Source organism: Streptomyces sp. NPDC051104, from assembly GCF_040682835.1.
Lineage (GTDB): Bacteria > Actinomycetota > Actinomycetes > Streptomycetales > Streptomycetaceae > Streptomyces > Streptomyces cynarae.
In genome coordinates this window covers 99,204-116,504 of sequence record NZ_JBFBBS010000002.1, presented here as the reverse complement: position 1 = coordinate 116,504, position 17,301 = coordinate 99,204, and the positions used below count along the sequence as shown (strand labels likewise).

The window sequence follows — 17,301 nt, the reverse complement described above, 5'->3', positions numbered from 1 at the left end:
CTCTTAGCGCCAGGACCAGCCGAAGGAACCGTTGTCGAGACAGAGTTCGAGATGGCGGCGCAGGTGAGCCTCGGCAGCCTGCTCATCCACCGTTGCCAGGAGCGGCACCATGCCCGGCACGCCGTCCACGCGGGCCAGGAGGCGGGGGCCGCCGAACGCAGAGCCCCACGGGACGAGACCGAGTTCGGCGTCATACGCATCCCGGCAGGCGCGGGCGGCTCGAACTCGCAGATCGATGGCCTCGGGAGTGTCGGCGAGCGCGGTCCCGTACCAGAAGATCAATCCGCGGGCGGCCGTGTCGGCGTGCACCCAGTCCGAGAGTCGACCGGTGCACTTCGCCGCCGCCTCGCGAGCGTCGTCGTCCGATGTGTACCGGGCACACAGCCACAGCAGCCCCGCCCAGAAGCCACCCGTCCACGAGCCACGTCCGGTCGTCGTCCACCGGCCGGTGCAGGGGTCGGCGAACAGCGGGAAACGGTCACCGACTGCGGCCTGGGTGACGGCCACCCGCTCCAAGACGGAATCCAGCGCCGGAGCCACCCAGTCGGGGACGTCAGGGCGGGGCTGCGGAGCCATGCCCGCCGAGCCCTTCGCCGCACGCGCCGCGCTCATCGCCCTACCACCGAACGCCGCTCACGCAGCGCCCAGGTCAGCGCCACCACACTCGCCCCCACGAACTCTCCGGCGACCAGCAGCCATCCCGTCCCGTACCGCCCTGCGCCCGCCAGCAGCCCGAACAGCGGCGGGCCGATCGCGAACCCGGCGAAGAAACCGGCCGAGACCAGCGCCGAGTCCTGTCCGGCCCGGCCGGGCGCCGCACGTTGCATCACCAGCACCATCGAGACCGCGTTGGCGGCCACCGCGAAGACGCCCACGGCCACCGCAGCGGCCCACGCCAGCGGGTGCGCGTACGACGAGGCCGCCAGCAGCAGTGCGGCTCCCACCGCACCGGCGGCCAGTCCGCCCGGCAGCCACACCGCCCGGCCTGGCTGTCCCGCCACCTTCGACCAGCCCACCCGCCCGGCGATGCCCGCGATGCCCAGCACCGCCACCAGCGCACCGGCCGCCGTCGGCCCGAGCCCCAGCCGCCGCACGCCGTACAACGCCAGATACGTGTTCACCGACGCGATGCCACAGCCCAGCAGCAGCGAGAAGAGCGCCAGCCACGCGATTGCGCCACGCGGGACCCACGAGGCCGGCGCAACCTTCGGCGGCGGGTCGGAGGGCAAGGCACGAGCCGCCCAGACTGCGGCCAGCACGGCCGCGCCGGCCGCCGTCCACACCGCGCCCCGCCAGCCGGTCATCCCGGCCAGCGCGGCCAGCGGCAGCCCGGCCGCGAACGCACCCAGCTGCACCCCGGACTGCTTCATGCCGGTCACCGAGCCCCGCCGCTCCGCCGGTACGGCGGCCAGGATCGCCTTGTTCGTGGCGGGGTTCGCCAGCGCCTGCGGAAGTCCGCCCAGCGCGACCGCCGTCAGCAGGAAGCCGGTGCCCGGCGCCGATCCGATCAGCGCCAGCGCCGCCGCCGACACCAGCAGCAGCGCGACAAGGCAGCGGCGCGGACCCAGCCGGTCCACCACACGCCCGCCCGCGGGCGAGAGCACGGCCGCGGCCCCGAAGCCGACGGTCGTCGTCAATCCCAGCACGGTCGGTGACACCTTCAGGTCGTCCACGAGCCGTGGTCCGAGCGCGCCGAGCAGGAACAGCTGCATCATCGAGAAGGCCATGGCGCACGTCAGCAGCGCCGTCATGGCGCCAGTCACCCGTGCCGGACCGTTTCCGGCCGCTGTCCCGATCTGACTCTGGTCCGCCGCCACCGACGTTCCTCCTCCCCACCCGGAAAATCTCCGGGGCTTCGAGAGATGTCGGGCTCAACCGCCGAGGAGTTCCGGCCCGTTACTGTGGCCTGGATCACAAGTTCGGGGCTGAGGGGGGCATAGTCCGTTTTCCGTACCCCCCGGTGACCATGGAAGCGCGGATGCGAGGATGAGGCCGCCATGACTGCTGGGTGGTGTTCTCGCACAGTACGGGCCGCGGTGTTCGCGGCCTGCTGTGTGCTGCTCACCGCCCTGGGTCACGTCATGATGTCGGGAACCGCGGTGCCCTGGTGGGCCATGACCGCGGGCGCGGTGGCGACGGGCGGTATGGCCTGGCGGCTGGCCGACCGCGAACGCGGACCGCTTCTCGTCGTCTCCGCCGCGGTGGCCACCCAGGCCGTACTCCACTCGTCGTTCTCTCTCGCCCAGGCTGTCGCCCATCCGGCGCCGTCCGGCGGGAGGTCGCTCGCCCAGCAGTGGCTCACCTACCTCCTGTGCGGTTCGCCGTCGGGGGCGGGCTCCATGGACGAGATGAACTTCATGGGCCGCGACATGGCCGCCATGCACTCCATGCCTTCCATGGGCTCCATGCATTCGATGGGCTCGATGTACCACATGGCCTCCGCAGCGCCCGTCGGCGCCGTTGCCCACGACATGGCCGCCACGTCCTCGACCGGCATGCTCCTCGCCCACCTGCTGGCCGCGCTGCTGTGCGCGCTGTGGCTCGCGTACGGCGAACGTGCCGCGTTCCGCATCCTGCGGGCCGTCGCCGGCTGGCTCTTCGCGCCGCTGCGCCTGCTCCTCCGGCTGCCCGTGCCTCCGCACCGGCCACGCGTCCGCGCCCGCCGAGCGGAGTCGGACCGGGCACCGCGCCGCCTCCTGCTCACCCACGCGATCACCTCTCGGGGCCCGCCCGCCGGGACCGCTGTCGCCTGACGACAGCCGGTTCCCCGAGGCCGTCCCCACAGCCGTCGAGCCGTCGGTTCCCCGCCTCGGGCATCGGCCGTGCGCTCCAGCGCCCGGCCGTCCACCCCACCACCGGGTTCCGATCGTGCCGCCCGCTGCCCTGCGGCGCGCGCCGGCCGGACGCCGCCGGATACCTGATTCCCGAAAAGGACAGATCCCAGGTGATCACTCCTGCCCTGCCCGCATCGCGCGAACAATCGAGGAAGAACTCGAGAGAAGACTCGATCACGGCCTTGGCCCTCGCCGCCCGCAGCGGTGAACCCGATGCCGTCGACCTCTTCGTACGCGCCCTGCACCGAGACGTCCGCCACTACGTGACGTACCTCAGTGCCGACCCCCAGAACGCCGACGACCTGACTCAAGACACCTTCCTGCGGGCCCTCGGCAGCCTGCACCGGTTCGAAGGCCGCTCCTCGGCCCGCACCTGGCTGCTCTCCATCGCCCGTCGCGCGGTCATCGACAGCATCCGCTACAACTCGTCCCGCCCCCGCCTGTCGGACACAGGTGATTGGCAGTCGGCCGCCGAACGCACCCAGCCGCGCGACCTGCCCGGCTTCGACGACGGCATCGCACTGACCGAGCTGCTGGACACGCTCCCCGACGACCGCCGCGAGGCATTCGTCCTCACCCAGATGGTCGGACTTCCCTACGCGGAGGCTGCCCTCGTCAGCAACTGCCCGATCGGGACGGTCCGCTCGCGGGTCGCCCGCGCCCGCACCTCGCTCATCGAGTGGCTGGACGAGGCCGAGCAGGCCGCGCCGGTCGCCGTAGCGGCATGACGGACCGGTCGCACGGCGGCCTGGATCCCCGAGATCCGGGCCGCCGGCTTCCATGGCCGCATGGACCCGTCGGGTGCCGTGCGTGTGTCCGGGGTGTCCATGGCGGTGCGGAGCGCGCACGGCACTGTTCGCCGTGCTGTGCGAGCTGCTTGCACCGCTGTGCCGGAGTTCAACCCCCACGCCCTTCGATGACGGTGCACCAGCTGGCCGGGACGGGGCGGTCGGCTATGGGCTGGCGGTGGAGCCGCACCATATGCGGTGTGCACCGGCTGTGGAGCAGTGGACCAGATCCCCGTCCCGGCAATGGAGGGGGTCTTTCGGGCCGCTTCAGGGGCGACAGCCTTCCGTCCGGAGAGCCTCGCGCTGAGCGGGCTGTGCCCGAGCTGTCAGGGATGACTCGGTGGACGGGGCCGGCCGGGGTCCGGCGGGTGCCGGTGAGAAGACGATCACCTTCCGGGAAGGAAGCAGCACTGAGGAGCCGCGCTACCGAAAGCTGACGGGCCGACCCCGTCACGACTCATGCTGATGCATTGCCATAGTTGTTGCAAGCTCTTCGCAATAAGTGCGTAGGCTGTCCCCGGACGATCACCCACACGGAAAGGGGACGTGCCTGATGGGCACCTACTCACTTCCCGACCTGTCCTACGACTACGCCGCCCTGGAACCGGCCATAACCGGGCAGATCCTGGAACTGGCACCACGCCAAGCACCACGCCGCCTACGTCAAGGGCGCCAACGACACCCTGGAACAGATCGCCGAGGCCCGCGACAAGGACCAGATCACTCCCACCACCCTGGTCGGCCTGGAGAAGACCTACGCCTTCAACCTGTCCGGCCACGTACTGCACTCGATCTTCTGGCAGAACCTCTCCCCGGACGGCGGCGACCGACCCGACGGGGCGCTGGCCGACGCCATCGACGAGCACCTCGGCGGCTTCGAGGCGTTCAAGAAGCAGCTCACCGTGGCCACCTCCAGCGTGCAGGGCTCCGGCTGGGGCGTGCTCGCCTGGGAACCGCTGGGCCGCCGCCTGATCGTGGAGCAGGTCTACGACCACCACGGCAACGTCGGCCAGGGCAGCACCCCGCTCCTCGTCTTCGACGCCTGGGAGCATGCCTACTACCTGCAGTACAAGAACGTCCGCCCCGACTATGTCACCAAGCTGTGGGACCTGGTCAACTGGGAAGACGTCGCTGCCCGCTACACCGCGGCAACCGGCGCCTGACCCAGCATCACAACCTCACCCCGGCGGGCCGGGAAGCCACCATGGCTTCCCGGCCCGCCCCCGTCATATGTCTGCGCCTCATCCCGGCCACCGAGGTCGGGCGACACCTCGACAGTCTCAGCCGCCTCGCACACGCCGCGTTCACCCAACACCCCTGGCGCGCCACACCGGCAGACGACGGACCAAATGCTCAGCCGCCTGGCCCAGGACGCGCAGCACCCCGGCTTCACCCTGGTCCTGGCCGACACCCAGGGCCGCCCGGCCGGATTCGCCTACGGACGCCCCGCCTGCCACCTCGCCGCACTAGCCGACCGGCCACCCGCAAACGGGTCCCAGCCCTTGGAGTTGCGAGAACTCGCCGTCGTCCCGCACGCACGCGGCCACGGCATCGGCGCCGCCCTCCACGACACACTCACCGCGGCCACCCCCACAGGGCCCCGCTGGCTGATCACACACCCCCACGCCGCACCCGCGCTGACCCTGTACCGCACGCGAGGCTGGCGGACCATCCGGCTGCTTCGTCTGTCGAACGCCAACGGACGCGTACGCATCCTGATGTACCGATACCGGTAGGGCGTAAGACAAACTCACGCAGCCCGTTCCCAACGGATTGGCGACTCGCTAGCCTGTGAACAGGTGGCTGACCTGCGAAAATGCTGCCCGGCCCCACCCTCGGGCGAAGAGGGCGGGGCCTTTTTCATCGGTAAGGCATTCCGCTGCGCAAGAGTTCAACTCCCCTCCTACGCGAAGACCTCGACCTGCGCGGACGGTCGAACGCGTCGTGTCTGCGGCGCATGAGGACGGGCACGAGCGGACCCGCAGGGGACACGCAGGGGACAGTGTGGCCCGGTTGGCGTCATGGGCGGAAGGCCTGGAAGTCGGCTCGGGGCCTGTAGGGCACCCGCCGAGTGCGTGCAGGTCGATCTCCTGGTGTGCGCCACCGCGGTGCACCACGGTCACACCGTGCTTCACGTGGACAACGACTTCACTACTGCGGCGGCGGTGCTGAAGGAAGTAGAGCAGCGGGACGCGCGCGCCTGACGAAAGCGACTGATGCCACGGAGCCGCATCCGTCGATGCAGTTCGTGGGAACTCGCCGACGGTCACACAGTGCGAGATTGGGCCAACGGGGCTTTCCTCAGGGGCGGTTCGAGGACACCCAGGCCGGGGTGCGAGGCCGGCAGGCCCGCTGCACGGCCCGGTCCTGCCAAAGCCTGCACGGCCGCCTCGTACGCCCTGGCCCGCCGCTTCGGCGTCAAGCCGGCATCACTCCGTGAATCCGCGACAGCGTGAACACCCGCTCGTCTTCGCGTAGATGACACCACGCGTACAGCACGGCGGGTCGAGTTCCAGGTTGCTGACCGTGAAGATCGTACGGTGTCCGGTGGACGCGACGTGCTGCATGGTGACCGCGCGGCCGTTGTCGACGGCGTGGGCGAGCCGGCGTACGTCGGTGTGGGAGAGGTTGGGGCGCAGCCCGCGATGATCTCCTCGGCGTCGGTGCCGAACGCGACGCCGTCGTACGGGTCGGGCGGGAGCGGTGAGTGGGGTCCTGCGGCCACCCATGTGCGGACGGCGGAGGTCCTCGGTCTCCCCGCCTGCCGCTCCGCGGTTGAATACCGGTGTGGCACGGACAGTGGTGGCATTCGGCGAGGACGATCTGCGGGCGCTGGCCGGGGCTCGGTCCTTCGAACGGGGGCTGGGGTATCTGGACGCGGTGCGCGGTCTGGAGGTGGGAGAGAGCTCGGTCACCGCCGTGGTGCACGGTACGGATGTCTACGAGGTGGAGCTCACCATTGGTGGGGGTGAGGCGATCTCGGGGTGGTGCGACTGCCCGTACGGGCAGGAGGGCAACTTCTGCAAGCACCGCGTGGCGGTGGGGCTGACCGTGCTGCGGCGGGCGCAGACGATCCCGCATCAGCGGGCTGCGGCACGGGCACGAGCTTCCGGCTTGGAAGCGTGGCTTTCGCAGCTGTCACGTGACGAACTCCTGGCGCTGGTGCGGGAGCGGATCGCCGAGGACCGGGAACTGCGTCGGTGCTTGGAGCTGCGGGCCGCCGCTGCTCGTTCCGACCTCGGTACGGTCCGGGATCGGATCATTGCCCTGATCGATCCGCGGCCGTTCGCCCGGTACGGGTGCGTCGAGTATGCGGATGCGTCAGGGTATGCGCGACAGGTGGCCGAGGCGGCGGCCGCGCTGCGCGCCCTGACAGCCGACGGGCAGGCGGCGCGGGCGGTCGGTCTGGCCGAGGAGGCGATCCGGGTGCTGGGGGAGGCGTACGGGGAGATCGACGACTCCGACGGTGTGGTCGGGGAGGCCGCCGCCGCGGTGGCCGAGGCCCATCTGGGGGCCTGCCAGGTCGCACGCCCCGATCCGGATCGGCTGGCCGAGTGGCTGGTCGGTCATGTGCTCGGCGACGACAGCGAGGTGACGGACCTGGACCCGCTCGACTACGGCGACGTGCTGGGACCGAGCGGGCTGGCCCGCATGCGGCAGCTGGCGGCCGAGGCGCGGCGACGCAGGCCGTCCGGCTGGGCGGAGCGGTACCTCATGGAACGCCTGGTCAAGGTGGAGGGCGACGTCGACGCGCTGGTCGCGCTGTACGCGCAGGACCTCGACCCGTCCGGTTCCACACATCTGCGCATCGCCGAGGAACTGGAATCGGCAGGCCGCGCGGACGAGGCGCTCGCGTGGGCGGAGCGCGGTCTTCGGGACTGCGCCGCCGAGGCGCACATCGACGGCCGTCTGGTCGACCATGTGTACCTCCGGTACGCGGAGGCGGGGCGGGCGGCCGACGCGGTCGCGGTGCGGCGGGACCGGTTCCGTATCGAGCGGTCCCTGGCCGCGTACCGGAAGCTGCGCTCTGCCGCTCAGGCGGCGGAGCGCTGGGAGGCTGAGCGCGTAGCCGCGCTGGCCGCTCTGAGGGAAGACGCCCTCCGTGAGCGCGGCGGCTGGTACGGCGGGCCGGTGCTGATCGACGCGCTGTTTGATGACGGTGATGTGGACGCGGCCTGGCGCGAGGCCGCCGGCTTCGCCGATGACCGGCAGTGGGAACAGCTCGCCGGCCTGTCGCGTGAGACGCACCCGGCCGAGGCGCTCGCGGTCTACCTGCGGCTGGTCGAGCGGCTGAAGGAGCCGACCGGCGACCGTGCCTACGAGCGACTGGTGCGGCTGCTGCTGGGTGCCCGTGACTGCCATCGTGCGCTGGGGACGCAGGAGGCGTTCACCGAGTATCTCGCCGGTCTGCGGACGGAACTGAAACGCCGGCGCAAGCTGATGAGCATCCTCGACCGGTACGGGCTGTAAAGGAGGTTGCGGGCCCAGTGCCCGCTCACTGCGTGCCGGACGCTGCTCCTCAGTCCCTGAGGTCGATCATGCGTACGGGCTGTCCGGTCATACGGGCGATCGTCTCGAAGTCGCGGTCGTAGTGAAGCAGGGTCAGCCCCGCCTCTTCCGCGGCGGCGGCGACCAACAGGTCGACGGGGCCCGCACTGCGGTGCTCGCCCTTGGTGGTGAGCAGTTCCTGGACCACGCGTGCGCGTCGATAGCTGCCGTCGGGCATGGGGCACCAGGTGTAGTGGGCGTTCAACGTGCGCTTCACATGCTCCCGGTCCGCCGCCGAGCGTGCTGAGTAGAGGACTTCCAGTTCGGTGATGTCGCACAGAGCGACGAGCCCCGCGGCGATCGTGTCGTCCCACTCGGCCGTGGTCCGGCCGAGGAGGACGCGGGCGAGGGCGGAGGTGTCGATCAGGTAGTCGGCGACGGTCACGCATCCGCTCCCGCGCTGTTGACACCGTCCGGCTCGCCGGCGGGCCGGTACTTGCTCTTGTCGAGGAGGACGTCCATGTCCAGGGCGCCTTCGGCGACCAGTTCGCGGGCTTCTCCGAGAGCGCGAAGCCGCCGGTAGCGGGCGGTGACCTCCCGCAGGGCGGTGTTGATGGTGTCACGCTTGGTCGTGGTGCCGAGCTCCTTGGCGGCGGCCTCCAGTGCCTCGTCGTCGAGATCGATCACGGTGCGGCTCATGACACTCCCTTGTGTATACGGCATCGGATATCAAGATACATGTTCCCGTATGTATGGGCGAGTGGCCCTGCGTGGAGGTGCTCGCGCGTAGTGACACAGCGCAAAGGTTTGGCCTTGATTGCCGCAGCGGGGGCTTCGTCGGGAAGAATGCCAGGACGATGACGCCGCATTCTGCCGAGCCGGACAGCTCCAGGCCCACCGGACCCGCTGAGGCCACCGCACACGCAGAGTCCGAGACCTCATACGCCCCCTTTGCCCACCTCACCGCACCCAACGCCGCCCTCTACCGCCAGGTGATGCACGTTTTCCTGATTGGCCAAGGAGCGGTTCGCGGTGCATCTGCGGCCCGAGGACGTGCACGCGGCGCTGCCGCCGGAGGATCGCCCCGCCGGCCCGGACGCCGTCGTCAAGGCGCTGGACAGCCTCGTCGGGTGGGGCAATCTGCGGGCGGATCCGGACACCTCCCGGGTCACCGCGGTCGAGGACTTCTACCGCAGACGCTTCATCTACCAGCTCACCCAGACCGGCGAGGCCGCCGAGCAGGCGCTGTCCGTGTACGACGAGGCACTGGGGCGGCGCGGAGCACTCCAGGCGGTGGCGCTGCACGACATCGTCACGCACCTACGGGCGCTGCTCGTGCTCGCCGCACAGGAGGAGCCGGACGCGGCCAAGGTGCATCTGGCGCTGTCCGCACTGACGAGCCGGTTCGAGGCGCTGGCCGAGAACGCGCGGGCGTTCATGGGGTCGCTGCAGCGCACCATCGACCTGCACGGCGTCGAGGTGGAATTGTTCCTCGCCTACAAGGACCGGCTGATCCAGTACCTGGAGCGGTTCATCCAGGACCTGATCACTCTCGGCGGACGGATCGCCCTGCTCATCGGCGAACTGGAGGACCAGGGCCGGGTGAGCCTGCTGCTGCGGCTGGCGGCCGTGCGGGAGGCCGCCGATGCCGCTCCGGACGAGGCGGACACCGCCGAAACGCAGGCGTACGAGCGGTGGGCGGGGCGCTGGGCCGGACTCGCCGCCTGGTTCGTGTCGGCGGACGGCCGCGAGTCCCAGGCCCGCCTGTTGCGCGGACGCGCGCTCGGCGCGATTCCGCAACTCCTGGCAGTGGTACGGCAGTTGAACGAGCGGCGGGCCGGGCGCTCGGACCGGTCGGCGGACTTCCGCACCCTGGCCTGCTGGTTCGCCGAAGCCCCGGACGACGAGGCGCGGCACCGGCTCTGGCGCGCCGCCTTCGGCCTCTACCCCGCCCGTCACCTCACCGTCGACGCCGACACCCTCGCCGAACGCGCTGCGCGCCCGGTGGCCCCTTCCACCCCCTGGGCCGAGGCGGAACCGCTGCGGATCAGCCCGCAGCTGCGCCGTACCGGAAGCTACGAGCGGCGCGGCAAGCCCCGCAGAGTGCAGGACCGGTCCGAGCAGCGGCGGCAGCTGGCCGAGCTCGCCGAGAAGCAGGCCGAGGAGATCGCGGCCGCCCGCGCCCGGCTGGCTACGGACGGCATCACCCGTCTGTCCGCGCTCGGCGAGCTGGACCCGGTGGCCTTCGGCCTGTTCCTCCGGCTGCTCGGCGACGCCCTGGCCACCTGGCGGCCCGGCACGACCACGACCGCGGCGACCAGCAACGACGGCACGATGGAGATCCGCCTCACCGCCCTCGACGACGGGACGAAGGCCGAGATCCGCACGCCGGGCGGGGTGTTCCGGGGCCCCGACCACACCGTCGAGATCACCGACCTCACGCAGAGCATCCTTGCGCGGGAGGCGCGATGACCACATCCCTGGGCGAGGTGCTGGACAGCCGGCGCACCGCCGAGTTCCACAGGGCCGCCCGCGCCCTGCTGAAGGAGCCGCTGCTGCTCGCCCGCGGCCCTGGCGCCGAGGCCTACCGCCTGGTGCGCCGGTACGCCGCCGAGTTGCGCGACTGGTTCGACCGCAACACCGGCTGGTCGCTGCGGGTGGACGCGGAGTCCGCCCGGTTGCGCAGGACGCCCGGCACCCTGGCCGACGCGACCCACCCGGCGCGCGAGGCGTCCCGCGCCGGTGTGCCGTTCACCCGCCGCCGCTACGTTCTGCTGTGCCTGGCGCTGGCCGCACTGGAACGCGGGGAGGCCCAGATCGCGCTCGGCCGCCTCGCCGAACAGGTGGTGCTCGACGCCGCCGACCCGCATCTGGCCGCCGCCGGTGTGGAGTTCACACTGGAGCGGCGCGAGGAACGCCTGGACCTCGCCGCCGTCGTACGGCTGCTGCTGCGGTACGGGGTGCTGCGCCGGGTGGCCGGGGACGAGGACGCCTACGTCAGCGGGGCCGGCGACGTGCTCTACGACGTGGAGCGCCGCGTCCTGGCCGGGCTGCTCGCCGCCCGCCACGGCCCGTCACTGATCGACGTGGACGGCTTCGAGGAGCGGCTGAACGCACTCACCGCGGAGAGTGCCCTGGACAGCGACGAGCTGCGGTTCCGCGCGATCCGCCAGAAGCTCACCCGCCGCCTCCTCGACGACCCCGTGCTGTACTACGACGAGCTCACCGACGACGAGCTGGCCTACCTCACCCGCCAACGCGCCTTCCTCACCGCACGCGTCAGCGAACTGACCGGTCTGGTGCCCGAGGTGCGGGCCGAGGGCATCGCCATGGTCGACCCCCACGACGACCTCACCGACGTACGCATGCCCGAACAGGGCACCCACGGGCATGTCACCCTGCTGCTCGCCGAGCACCTCGCCGCCGCGGACGGCGAGGTCAGCCGGGGTGAACTGGAGCGCCGAGTGCGGGAACTGGCCGCGGTCCACGGCGCGTTCTGGTCCAAGAGCGCCAAGCAGCCGGGCACGGAGGGGGAACTGGTCGAGCAGGCGCTGGCCAAACTGACCGGGCTGGGCCTGGTGAAGCGCACTCCCGCCGGCGTGGCCGCGCTGCCCGCGCTCGCCCGGTACGCGGTTGGCGAGACCGTCGTCGTGGAACCCGCACACCGCACCTCCCAGCGAAAGGCACAGCAACCGTGACGGCCCTGCCCCACCCCGTGCCCGGCCGGTGGCGGCCGCTGCGCATCGGCCTGGTCGACCTCTTCTACTACGACACCGAGGAGTTCTGGTTCCGCGACGGCCGCCTGCTGCTGCGCGGCAACAACGGCACCGGCAAGTCCAAGGTGCTCGCCCTCACGCTCCCGTTCCTGCTGGACGGCGACCTGTCGCCGCGCCGGGTGGAGCCCGACGCCGACCCGGGCAAGCGCATGGAGTGGAACCTGCTGCTCGGCGGGGAACACCCCCACCCCGAGCGGCTCGGCTACACCTGGATCGAGTTCGGCCGTGTCGAGGAGGACACCGGGCGCGCCCACTTCCGCACCCTCGCCTGCGGGCTGAAGGCCGTGGCGGGCCGGGGCATCGCCCGCCACTGGTACGCCGTCACCGACCAGCGCATCGGCAAGGACCTGAGCCTGCTCGACGCGACCGGCACCGCCCTGTCGCAGGACCGGCTCGTGGAGGCTCTCGCCGGGCACGGCATGGTGTACGACACGGCCACGGCGTACCGGCGGGCCGTCGATGAGGCGCTGTTCGGCCTTGGCGAGCGACGCTACGCCGCCCTGGTCGACCTGCTGGTCCAGCTACGCCAGCCGCAGCTGTCGAAACGGCCCAACGAGGCCGCCCTGTCCCGCGCCCTGACCGAGGCGCTGCCGCCGATGGACCAGGCCGTGATCGCCGACGTGGCGGAGGCGTTCCGCTCCCTGGACGAGGAGAAGGAGGAGCTGCGGGCAGCGAGCGAGGCCGAGCGGGCAGCCTCCGCCTTCCTGGACCACTACCGGCGCTACGCCCGCGTGGCCGCACGCCGCCGCGCCCGGCTGCCCCGCAGCGAGCATGCCCGCTACGAGCAGCTGCACCGCGACCTGGCCCAGGCCCGGGCCGAGCGGGAGCAGGCCGAGACGGACAGGGAGGCTGCGGCCGGGCGGTTCGCGGAGCTGGAGGAGAGGGCCACGCGGCTGAAGGCACAGCAGGCCGCGCTGCGCGAGGGACCCGAGATGCGCAGTGCCCGGGAGCTGGAGCAGGCGGCGGCAGAGGCGCGCCGCACCGCCGAGGAGCTGAAGCGAGCCGAGGCCGACCGCCAGGACGCGGCCCAGGTGCACACCCGGGCCCTGGGGCGCCTCGGTACGGCCGAGCGGCGCCTTGTGGCGGCCGAGGAACGCGTCGCCGACCTGGCCGAGCGCGCCCGGGACACGGCTGCGGCGGCCCGCCTCGACGGCACGCCGCGCACCGACGGGGCGTCGGAGGCCGAACTGCGGCGTGCCGCCGAGGAGGTGGTGGCCCGCAGGCGGCGCACCGTCGAGCACGTGGAGGAGCTGGCGGACCGCGCCGACCGGGCGGCCGCCGAGCGGCGCGCCGCCGCCCGCCGCCTGGATGAGGCCGACACCGAGGCCGGCCACACCGCGCGGCGGCAGGCCGAGGCGGAAGAAGCCGCCGAGGCGGCGGGCACGGACCTCGTCGCCCGCGTCCGCGCCCACCTGGACGCCTGCGACGAACTCGCCGTACCCGATCCCGCCGGGCTGCTCGACGCGCTGCAGGACTGGGTGACCCACTGCCAAGGCCCCTACCCGGCACGGGAGGCAGCCGGCCAGGGCCATCGCGCACGAGCGGCGCATCTGGCCGACCAGGCAGCCGTCCTCGGGCAGGAACTGGCCGGCCTGCAGGCCCGGCGCGCCGAGGCCGAGCGGGAGCTGGCCGAGCTGGAGGCAGGCGGCCAGCGCGGGCCGGCGTCGCCGCACACCCGTACCCCTGGGCTGCGCGAGCAGGTCCCGGGCGCGCCCCTGTGGCGGCTGGTCGAGTTCCGGGACCATGTCCCTGCCGGTGAACGGGCGGGTCTGGAGGCCGCGCTGGAGGCGTCCGGGCTCCTGGACGCCTGGGTGCGCCCGGACGGTACCGCCCTGCACGCGGACGGGCACGACGTCCTGCTCTCGCCCGCCGGCCCGATCGCCGGGCACACGCTCGCCGACGTGCTCCGCCCGGCCGTGGACCACGGCGATCCCCAGGCCGCGGCGGTGGGCGAGCAGACCGTCGCCCACCTCCTCGCCGGTGTGGGCCTCGGCTCGGGCGGTGACACCTGGGTGAGCGCGGACGGCTGCTTCCGCGTCGGCGCGCTGACCGGCACCTGGTCGAAGCAGGTCGCCGTGTACGTCGGCGAGGGCGCCCGCGAGGAGGCCCGCCGCGCCCGGATCACCGCCCTGCACGACGAACTCGCCGCATACGCCGGGGACATGGCACGCCTCGACGCCGAACGTGCCGCGGTCGTCCGGCGCCGCACCACCCTGGACGCCGAACTGACCGGCGTCCCCGACGACGCCGCCCTGCGCCACGCGCACGCCCTCGCCGCCGCGGCCTCGGACGCCGCGCACCGGGCCCGCGCCCGCCGCGACGAACACGCCGCCGAACTCGCCGAGGCTTCCCGACAGGAGGCCGAGGCCGCCACCGAACTCGCCGACACCGCCGCCGCGGTGAACCTGCCCACAACCCGGGCGGACCTCGCCGCCGTCCGCCAGGCCCTGGCCGACCACACCGCCGTCCTGGCCGGGCTGTGGCCCGCGCTGCGCGAGCGGGCCGACGCGGCACGGGCCCTGGCCGACGAGCGCGCGGAAGCCCGGCGGACCGAGGAGAAGGTGGCCGAGCTGGCCCAGCGCGCCGAGGGGACGGCCCGTATCGCGACTGCCGCCGACGAGCGCCACGCCACCCTGCGTTCCACCGTCGGCACCGCTGTGGCAGAGCTGGAGCGGCGCCTTGCCGACACAGCCGACGCGCTCACCGTGTGCGACCGCGAGCAGCGCCGCGCACGCGAGGACCACACGGCCGCAGACCGGCGCGCCCACCTGGCACTCGGCCACATCGAACGCCTGGAAGTGGACGTCCACGAGGCCACAGCGGCCCGCGCCGAGGCCATCGCCGCACTCCAGCGGTTCGCGGCCACCGGGCTGCTCGCCGTCGCCCTGCCCGAGACGGCCGTACCGCCGCTGGACGCGGGACCCTGGGCCGCCACCCCGGCCATCGCCCTCGCTCGCGCCATCGAGAGCGACCTGTCCGGCACCGACGACTCCGACGGCGCCTGGGAGCGTGTGCAGAAGCGGCTCAGCGAGGAGTACAAGAAGCTCCAGGACGCTCTCTCCCGGGGCGGTCACAGCGCCTCCGCCCGGATGACCGAGGACGGCATGGTCGTCGAGATCGTCTACCAGGGCCGTACGCGTGCTGTCCCCGACCTCGCCGAGGCCCTCGCCGTGGAGGTCGCCGAGCTGACCCGCATCCTGTCCGCGCACGAGCGGGAGATCCTCGAAACCCACCTGCTGACCGAGGTCGCCGGCACCCTGCAGGAGCTGGTCGGCGCCGCCGAGCGCCGGGTACAGGCCATGAACGCAGAACTCCGGGAGCGGCCCACCTCCACCGGCATGAGACTGCGGCTCCTCTGGCGTCCCTCCCGCAAGGCGCCGGCCGGGCTCGCACAGGCCCGCGAGCGGCTGCGCCAGTCCGCCGACGCCTGGACGGCCGAGGACCGGGCCGCGGTCGGCGAGTTCCTGCAGGCCGAGATCGCCCGCCGCCAGGCCGACGACACTGCGGGCAGCTGGCTGGAGGTGCTCACCGCGGCCCTCGACTACCGCGCCTGGCACGAGTTCGGCATCGAACGGCACCAGCACGGCAAATGGGTTCCCGCCGCAGGGCCCGCCTCCGGCGGCGAACGCGTCCTGGCCGTGAGCGTGCCGCTGTTCGCCGCGGCCTCCTCGCACTACGCCACGGCCGGGTCCGATGCCCCGCGGCTGGTCACCCTGGATGAGGCGTTCGCCGGGGTCGACGACGACTCCCGCGCCAAGTGCCTTGGCCTGCTGCACGCCTTCGACCTGGATGTGGTGATGACCTCCGAACGCGAATGGGCCTGCTACCCGCAGGTTCCCGGTATCGCCATCGCCCAGCTCTCCCGCGTCGACGAGATCCCGGCCGTCCTGGTGACCCGCTGGGAGTGGGACGGGACCGCACGGGTCAGGGGCAGCGAACCGGGTCGCCTGACGAAGGGCATCCCGGCGCAGACCGGTCCGCGGGCAACTCCGGACGCGGCTGAAACCGAGGACACGCTGTGGACATGAGCGAGCGGGCGGACACGAGCGAGCTCAGGGACACCCACCGACAGTCCGCGGCACCCGTCGACCGCGACCGCCTGACCCGGCTGCTCGGCGGCCCCGACCTCGCCTGGCTGATCGACCGCGTACGCCGCCGCATGGCGCGGGACGAACCCCTCACCGGCCCGGTCTCCCTGAGCGCCCCCACCGCCGCGCAGAGGGCCGCCGCCGAACGGCTGCTGGGCCGCGCCCCGGGTGCCGGACGCGCGCTGAGCGTCCGTCTCGACGCCGTGGACGCCGTCCTGCGCCGTTCCGGCATCAGCCCCGACGGCCTGGAAGCAGCCGTCACCGCCCTCACAGGACATGTCGCCCGGCTGGCCGACGTACGCGAGCGGGAGGAGCGCGCCTGGCGGGACGCGTACGCCCCGCTCGACGAGCTCATCCGCACTGGCAGGCCCGAACTGGCCGACTGGGCCGAGCGGATCGTCTCGGACGGCCTCGTACGCCGGCTCGCCCGCACTCCGCAGGCGGCGAAGAGCCTGCTGGGGGACACCGCCAAGGCACTGTGCCGGCTGCCGGCCGAGCCCGCCGTGTCCCTGCCCGCCTTCGCCGCCGGCGCCTTCGGCGATGCCCACGCCCTCGACGACGGCACCCCGCTCGCCACCCTCGTCCTGTCCGGAGCCCGCACGCTGACCGGCTTCCCGGACGGCAGCGGCGCCGAGTGGCGCCGCGAGGCATGGGCGTCGGCCGGGCTCCTCAAGGACGCCCTGTCCTCCACCGTCCTGACCCTGGGCCTGCGCGGCTCCCCCGCCCTCGACTGGTCGTCTGACGAGGGCGAACCGGCAGTCCTGACGCTACGGCAGCTCACCCGGCACCCGCCGCGCACGGCACCCCCTGTCCTCCGCGTCTGCGAGAACCCGGCCGTCCTGGCCACTGCGGCCGACACCCTGGGCGCCGCCTGCCCGCCGCTGGTCTGCCTCCAGGGCCAGCCCTCGGCCGCCGCCCTCATCCTGCTGCGCCACCTGCACGCCCACGGAACCACGCTGCGCTACCACGGCGACTTCGACTGGGGCGGCCTGCGTATCGCCTCCGGCCTGCTGCGCCGCGTCCCCTGGCACCCCTGGCGCTACACGGTCGCCGACTACCGCACCGCAGTCGCTGCCACCCCACTGGCCTCGCCCCTGACCGGCACGCCGACCACCGCCGCGTGGGACCCGGACCTGCCCGCGGCCCTCACCGGACTCGGCGTGCGCATCGAGGAGGAGACGGTACTCGACGACCTGCTGGCCGACCTCGGCCGGTGAGCGGGGGCGGCTACGGCGCCGTCGCCGTCTCACCGTCTGTCCGGTACCGCGCAGGGGCCTCAACGGGGTGGTGCGAACGCCTGCGGCCATCCCGTCGACCTCATCACCAT

Annotated in this window: 12 protein-coding genes and 2 pseudogenes; 10 read left to right on the top strand and 4 right to left on the bottom strand. The window is 72.7% G+C overall.

Features of this window, described 5'->3' with window-relative positions; genetic code table 11:
- Positions 1 to 3: 3 nt before the first annotated feature.
- Together AB0N14_RS05215 and AB0N14_RS05210 are read right to left on the bottom strand one after the other, a co-directional pair.
- Complete coding sequence (locus tag AB0N14_RS05215) at positions 4 to 612, bottom strand: hypothetical protein (RefSeq protein ID WP_366024361.1); 609 nt, start codon at positions 610 to 612, stop codon at positions 4 to 6.
- Positions 609 to 1,751: an MFS transporter gene (locus AB0N14_RS05210; protein WP_366024360.1), complete on the bottom strand. Its 1,143-nt coding sequence runs from the start codon at positions 1,749 to 1,751 to the stop codon at positions 609 to 611. The genes AB0N14_RS05215 and AB0N14_RS05210 overlap by 4 nt, the downstream gene beginning before the upstream one ends.
- Before the next feature lie 246 nt (positions 1,752 to 1,997).
- On the opposite strand from AB0N14_RS05210, the gene AB0N14_RS05205 reads away from it, so the two are divergent.
- The 6 genes and pseudogenes from AB0N14_RS05205 to AB0N14_RS05180 all read left to right on the top strand — a co-directional run bounded on the left by AB0N14_RS05205 (position 1,998) and on the right by AB0N14_RS05180 (position 8,092).
- Positions 1,998 to 2,753, top strand: a complete 756-nt coding sequence (locus AB0N14_RS05205; RefSeq protein ID WP_366024359.1) for a hypothetical protein — start codon at positions 1,998 to 2,000, stop codon at positions 2,751 to 2,753.
- A 191-nt stretch (positions 2,754 to 2,944) separates the two neighbouring features.
- A complete protein-coding gene (locus AB0N14_RS05200; RefSeq protein ID WP_366024358.1) occupies positions 2,945 to 3,562 on the top strand; it encodes a sigma-70 family RNA polymerase sigma factor in 618 nt (205 codons plus the stop codon).
- 613 nt (positions 3,563 to 4,175) lie between these two features.
- Positions 4,176 to 4,785, top strand: a pseudogene (locus tag AB0N14_RS05195) (superoxide dismutase).
- A gap of 186 nt (positions 4,786 to 4,971) precedes the next feature.
- Positions 4,972 to 5,358: a GNAT family N-acetyltransferase gene (locus AB0N14_RS05190; RefSeq protein WP_366024357.1), complete on the top strand. Its 387-nt coding sequence runs from the start codon at positions 4,972 to 4,974 to the stop codon at positions 5,356 to 5,358.
- Between the two features lie 345 nt (positions 5,359 to 5,703).
- Positions 5,704 to 5,826: pseudogene (locus AB0N14_RS05185) on the top strand (VapC toxin family PIN domain ribonuclease); the annotation flags it as partial.
- Positions 5,827 to 6,409: 583 nt separating this feature from the next.
- Entirely contained in the window at positions 6,410 to 8,092 is a 1,683-nt protein-coding gene (locus AB0N14_RS05180; RefSeq protein WP_366024356.1) for an SWIM zinc finger family protein, read from the top strand.
- A 49-nt stretch (positions 8,093 to 8,141) separates the two neighbouring features.
- On the opposite strand, the gene AB0N14_RS05175 is transcribed toward AB0N14_RS05180, so the two are convergent.
- The gene (locus AB0N14_RS05175; RefSeq protein WP_366024355.1) at positions 8,142 to 8,555 is read right to left on the bottom strand and encodes a PIN domain nuclease; all 414 of its coding nucleotides are present in this window, start codon (positions 8,553 to 8,555) and stop codon (positions 8,142 to 8,144) included.
- Positions 8,552 to 8,809 (bottom strand): type II toxin-antitoxin system VapB family antitoxin, encoded by a 258-nt coding sequence (locus AB0N14_RS05170; RefSeq protein ID WP_366024354.1) that lies wholly within the window; start codon positions 8,807 to 8,809, stop codon positions 8,552 to 8,554. The genes AB0N14_RS05175 and AB0N14_RS05170 overlap by 4 nt, the downstream gene beginning before the upstream one ends.
- Positions 8,810 to 9,121: 312 nt before the next feature.
- Here AB0N14_RS05170 and AB0N14_RS05165 point away from each other — a divergent pair, with 312 nt between their 5' ends.
- The 4 genes from AB0N14_RS05165 to AB0N14_RS05150 are packed head-to-tail and all read left to right on the top strand — an operon-like array spanning position 9,122 to position 17,191.
- Positions 9,122 to 10,582 (top strand): TIGR02677 family protein, encoded by a 1,461-nt coding sequence (locus tag AB0N14_RS05165; RefSeq protein ID WP_366024353.1) that lies wholly within the window; start codon positions 9,122 to 9,124, stop codon positions 10,580 to 10,582.
- Positions 10,579 to 11,808 carry a TIGR02678 family protein gene (locus AB0N14_RS05160; protein WP_366024352.1) on the top strand — a complete coding sequence of 410 codons (1,230 nt, stop codon included), beginning with the start codon at positions 10,579 to 10,581 and terminating at the stop codon, positions 11,806 to 11,808. Before AB0N14_RS05165 ends, AB0N14_RS05160 begins: the two co-directional genes overlap by 4 nt.
- Positions 11,805 to 15,914, top strand: coding sequence for a TIGR02680 family protein (locus AB0N14_RS05155; protein ID WP_366024351.1), 4,110 nt, complete (start codon positions 11,805 to 11,807; stop codon positions 15,912 to 15,914). The genes AB0N14_RS05160 and AB0N14_RS05155 overlap by 4 nt, the downstream gene beginning before the upstream one ends.
- Positions 15,911 to 17,191, top strand: a complete 1,281-nt coding sequence (locus AB0N14_RS05150) for a TIGR02679 family protein (protein ID WP_366024350.1) — start codon at positions 15,911 to 15,913, stop codon at positions 17,189 to 17,191. The genes AB0N14_RS05155 and AB0N14_RS05150 overlap by 4 nt, the downstream gene beginning before the upstream one ends.
- The last annotated feature ends 110 nt before the right edge of the window (positions 17,192 to 17,301 follow it).

Excerpts from the sequence above, each read along its gene's own strand:
- AB0N14_RS05215 (WP_366024361.1), bottom strand. The coding sequence starts at position 612 with ATGAGCGCGGCGCGTGCGGCGAAGGGCTCGGCGGGCATGGCTCCGCAG.
- AB0N14_RS05210 (WP_366024360.1), bottom strand. The coding sequence starts at position 1,751 with ATGACGGCGCTGCTGACGTGCGCCATGGCCTTCTCGATGATGCAGCTG.
- AB0N14_RS05205 (WP_366024359.1), top strand. The coding sequence starts at position 1,998 with ATGACTGCTGGGTGGTGTTCTCGCACAGTACGGGCCGCGGTGTTCGCG.
- AB0N14_RS05190 (WP_366024357.1), top strand. The coding sequence starts at position 4,972 with ATGCTCAGCCGCCTGGCCCAGGACGCGCAGCACCCCGGCTTCACCCTG.
- AB0N14_RS05170 (WP_366024354.1), bottom strand. The coding sequence starts at position 8,809 with ATGAGCCGCACCGTGATCGATCTCGACGACGAGGCACTGGAGGCCGCC.
- AB0N14_RS05160 (WP_366024352.1), top strand. The coding sequence starts at position 10,579 with ATGACCACATCCCTGGGCGAGGTGCTGGACAGCCGGCGCACCGCCGAG.
- AB0N14_RS05150 (WP_366024350.1), top strand. The coding sequence starts at position 15,911 with ATGAGCGAGCGGGCGGACACGAGCGAGCTCAGGGACACCCACCGACAG.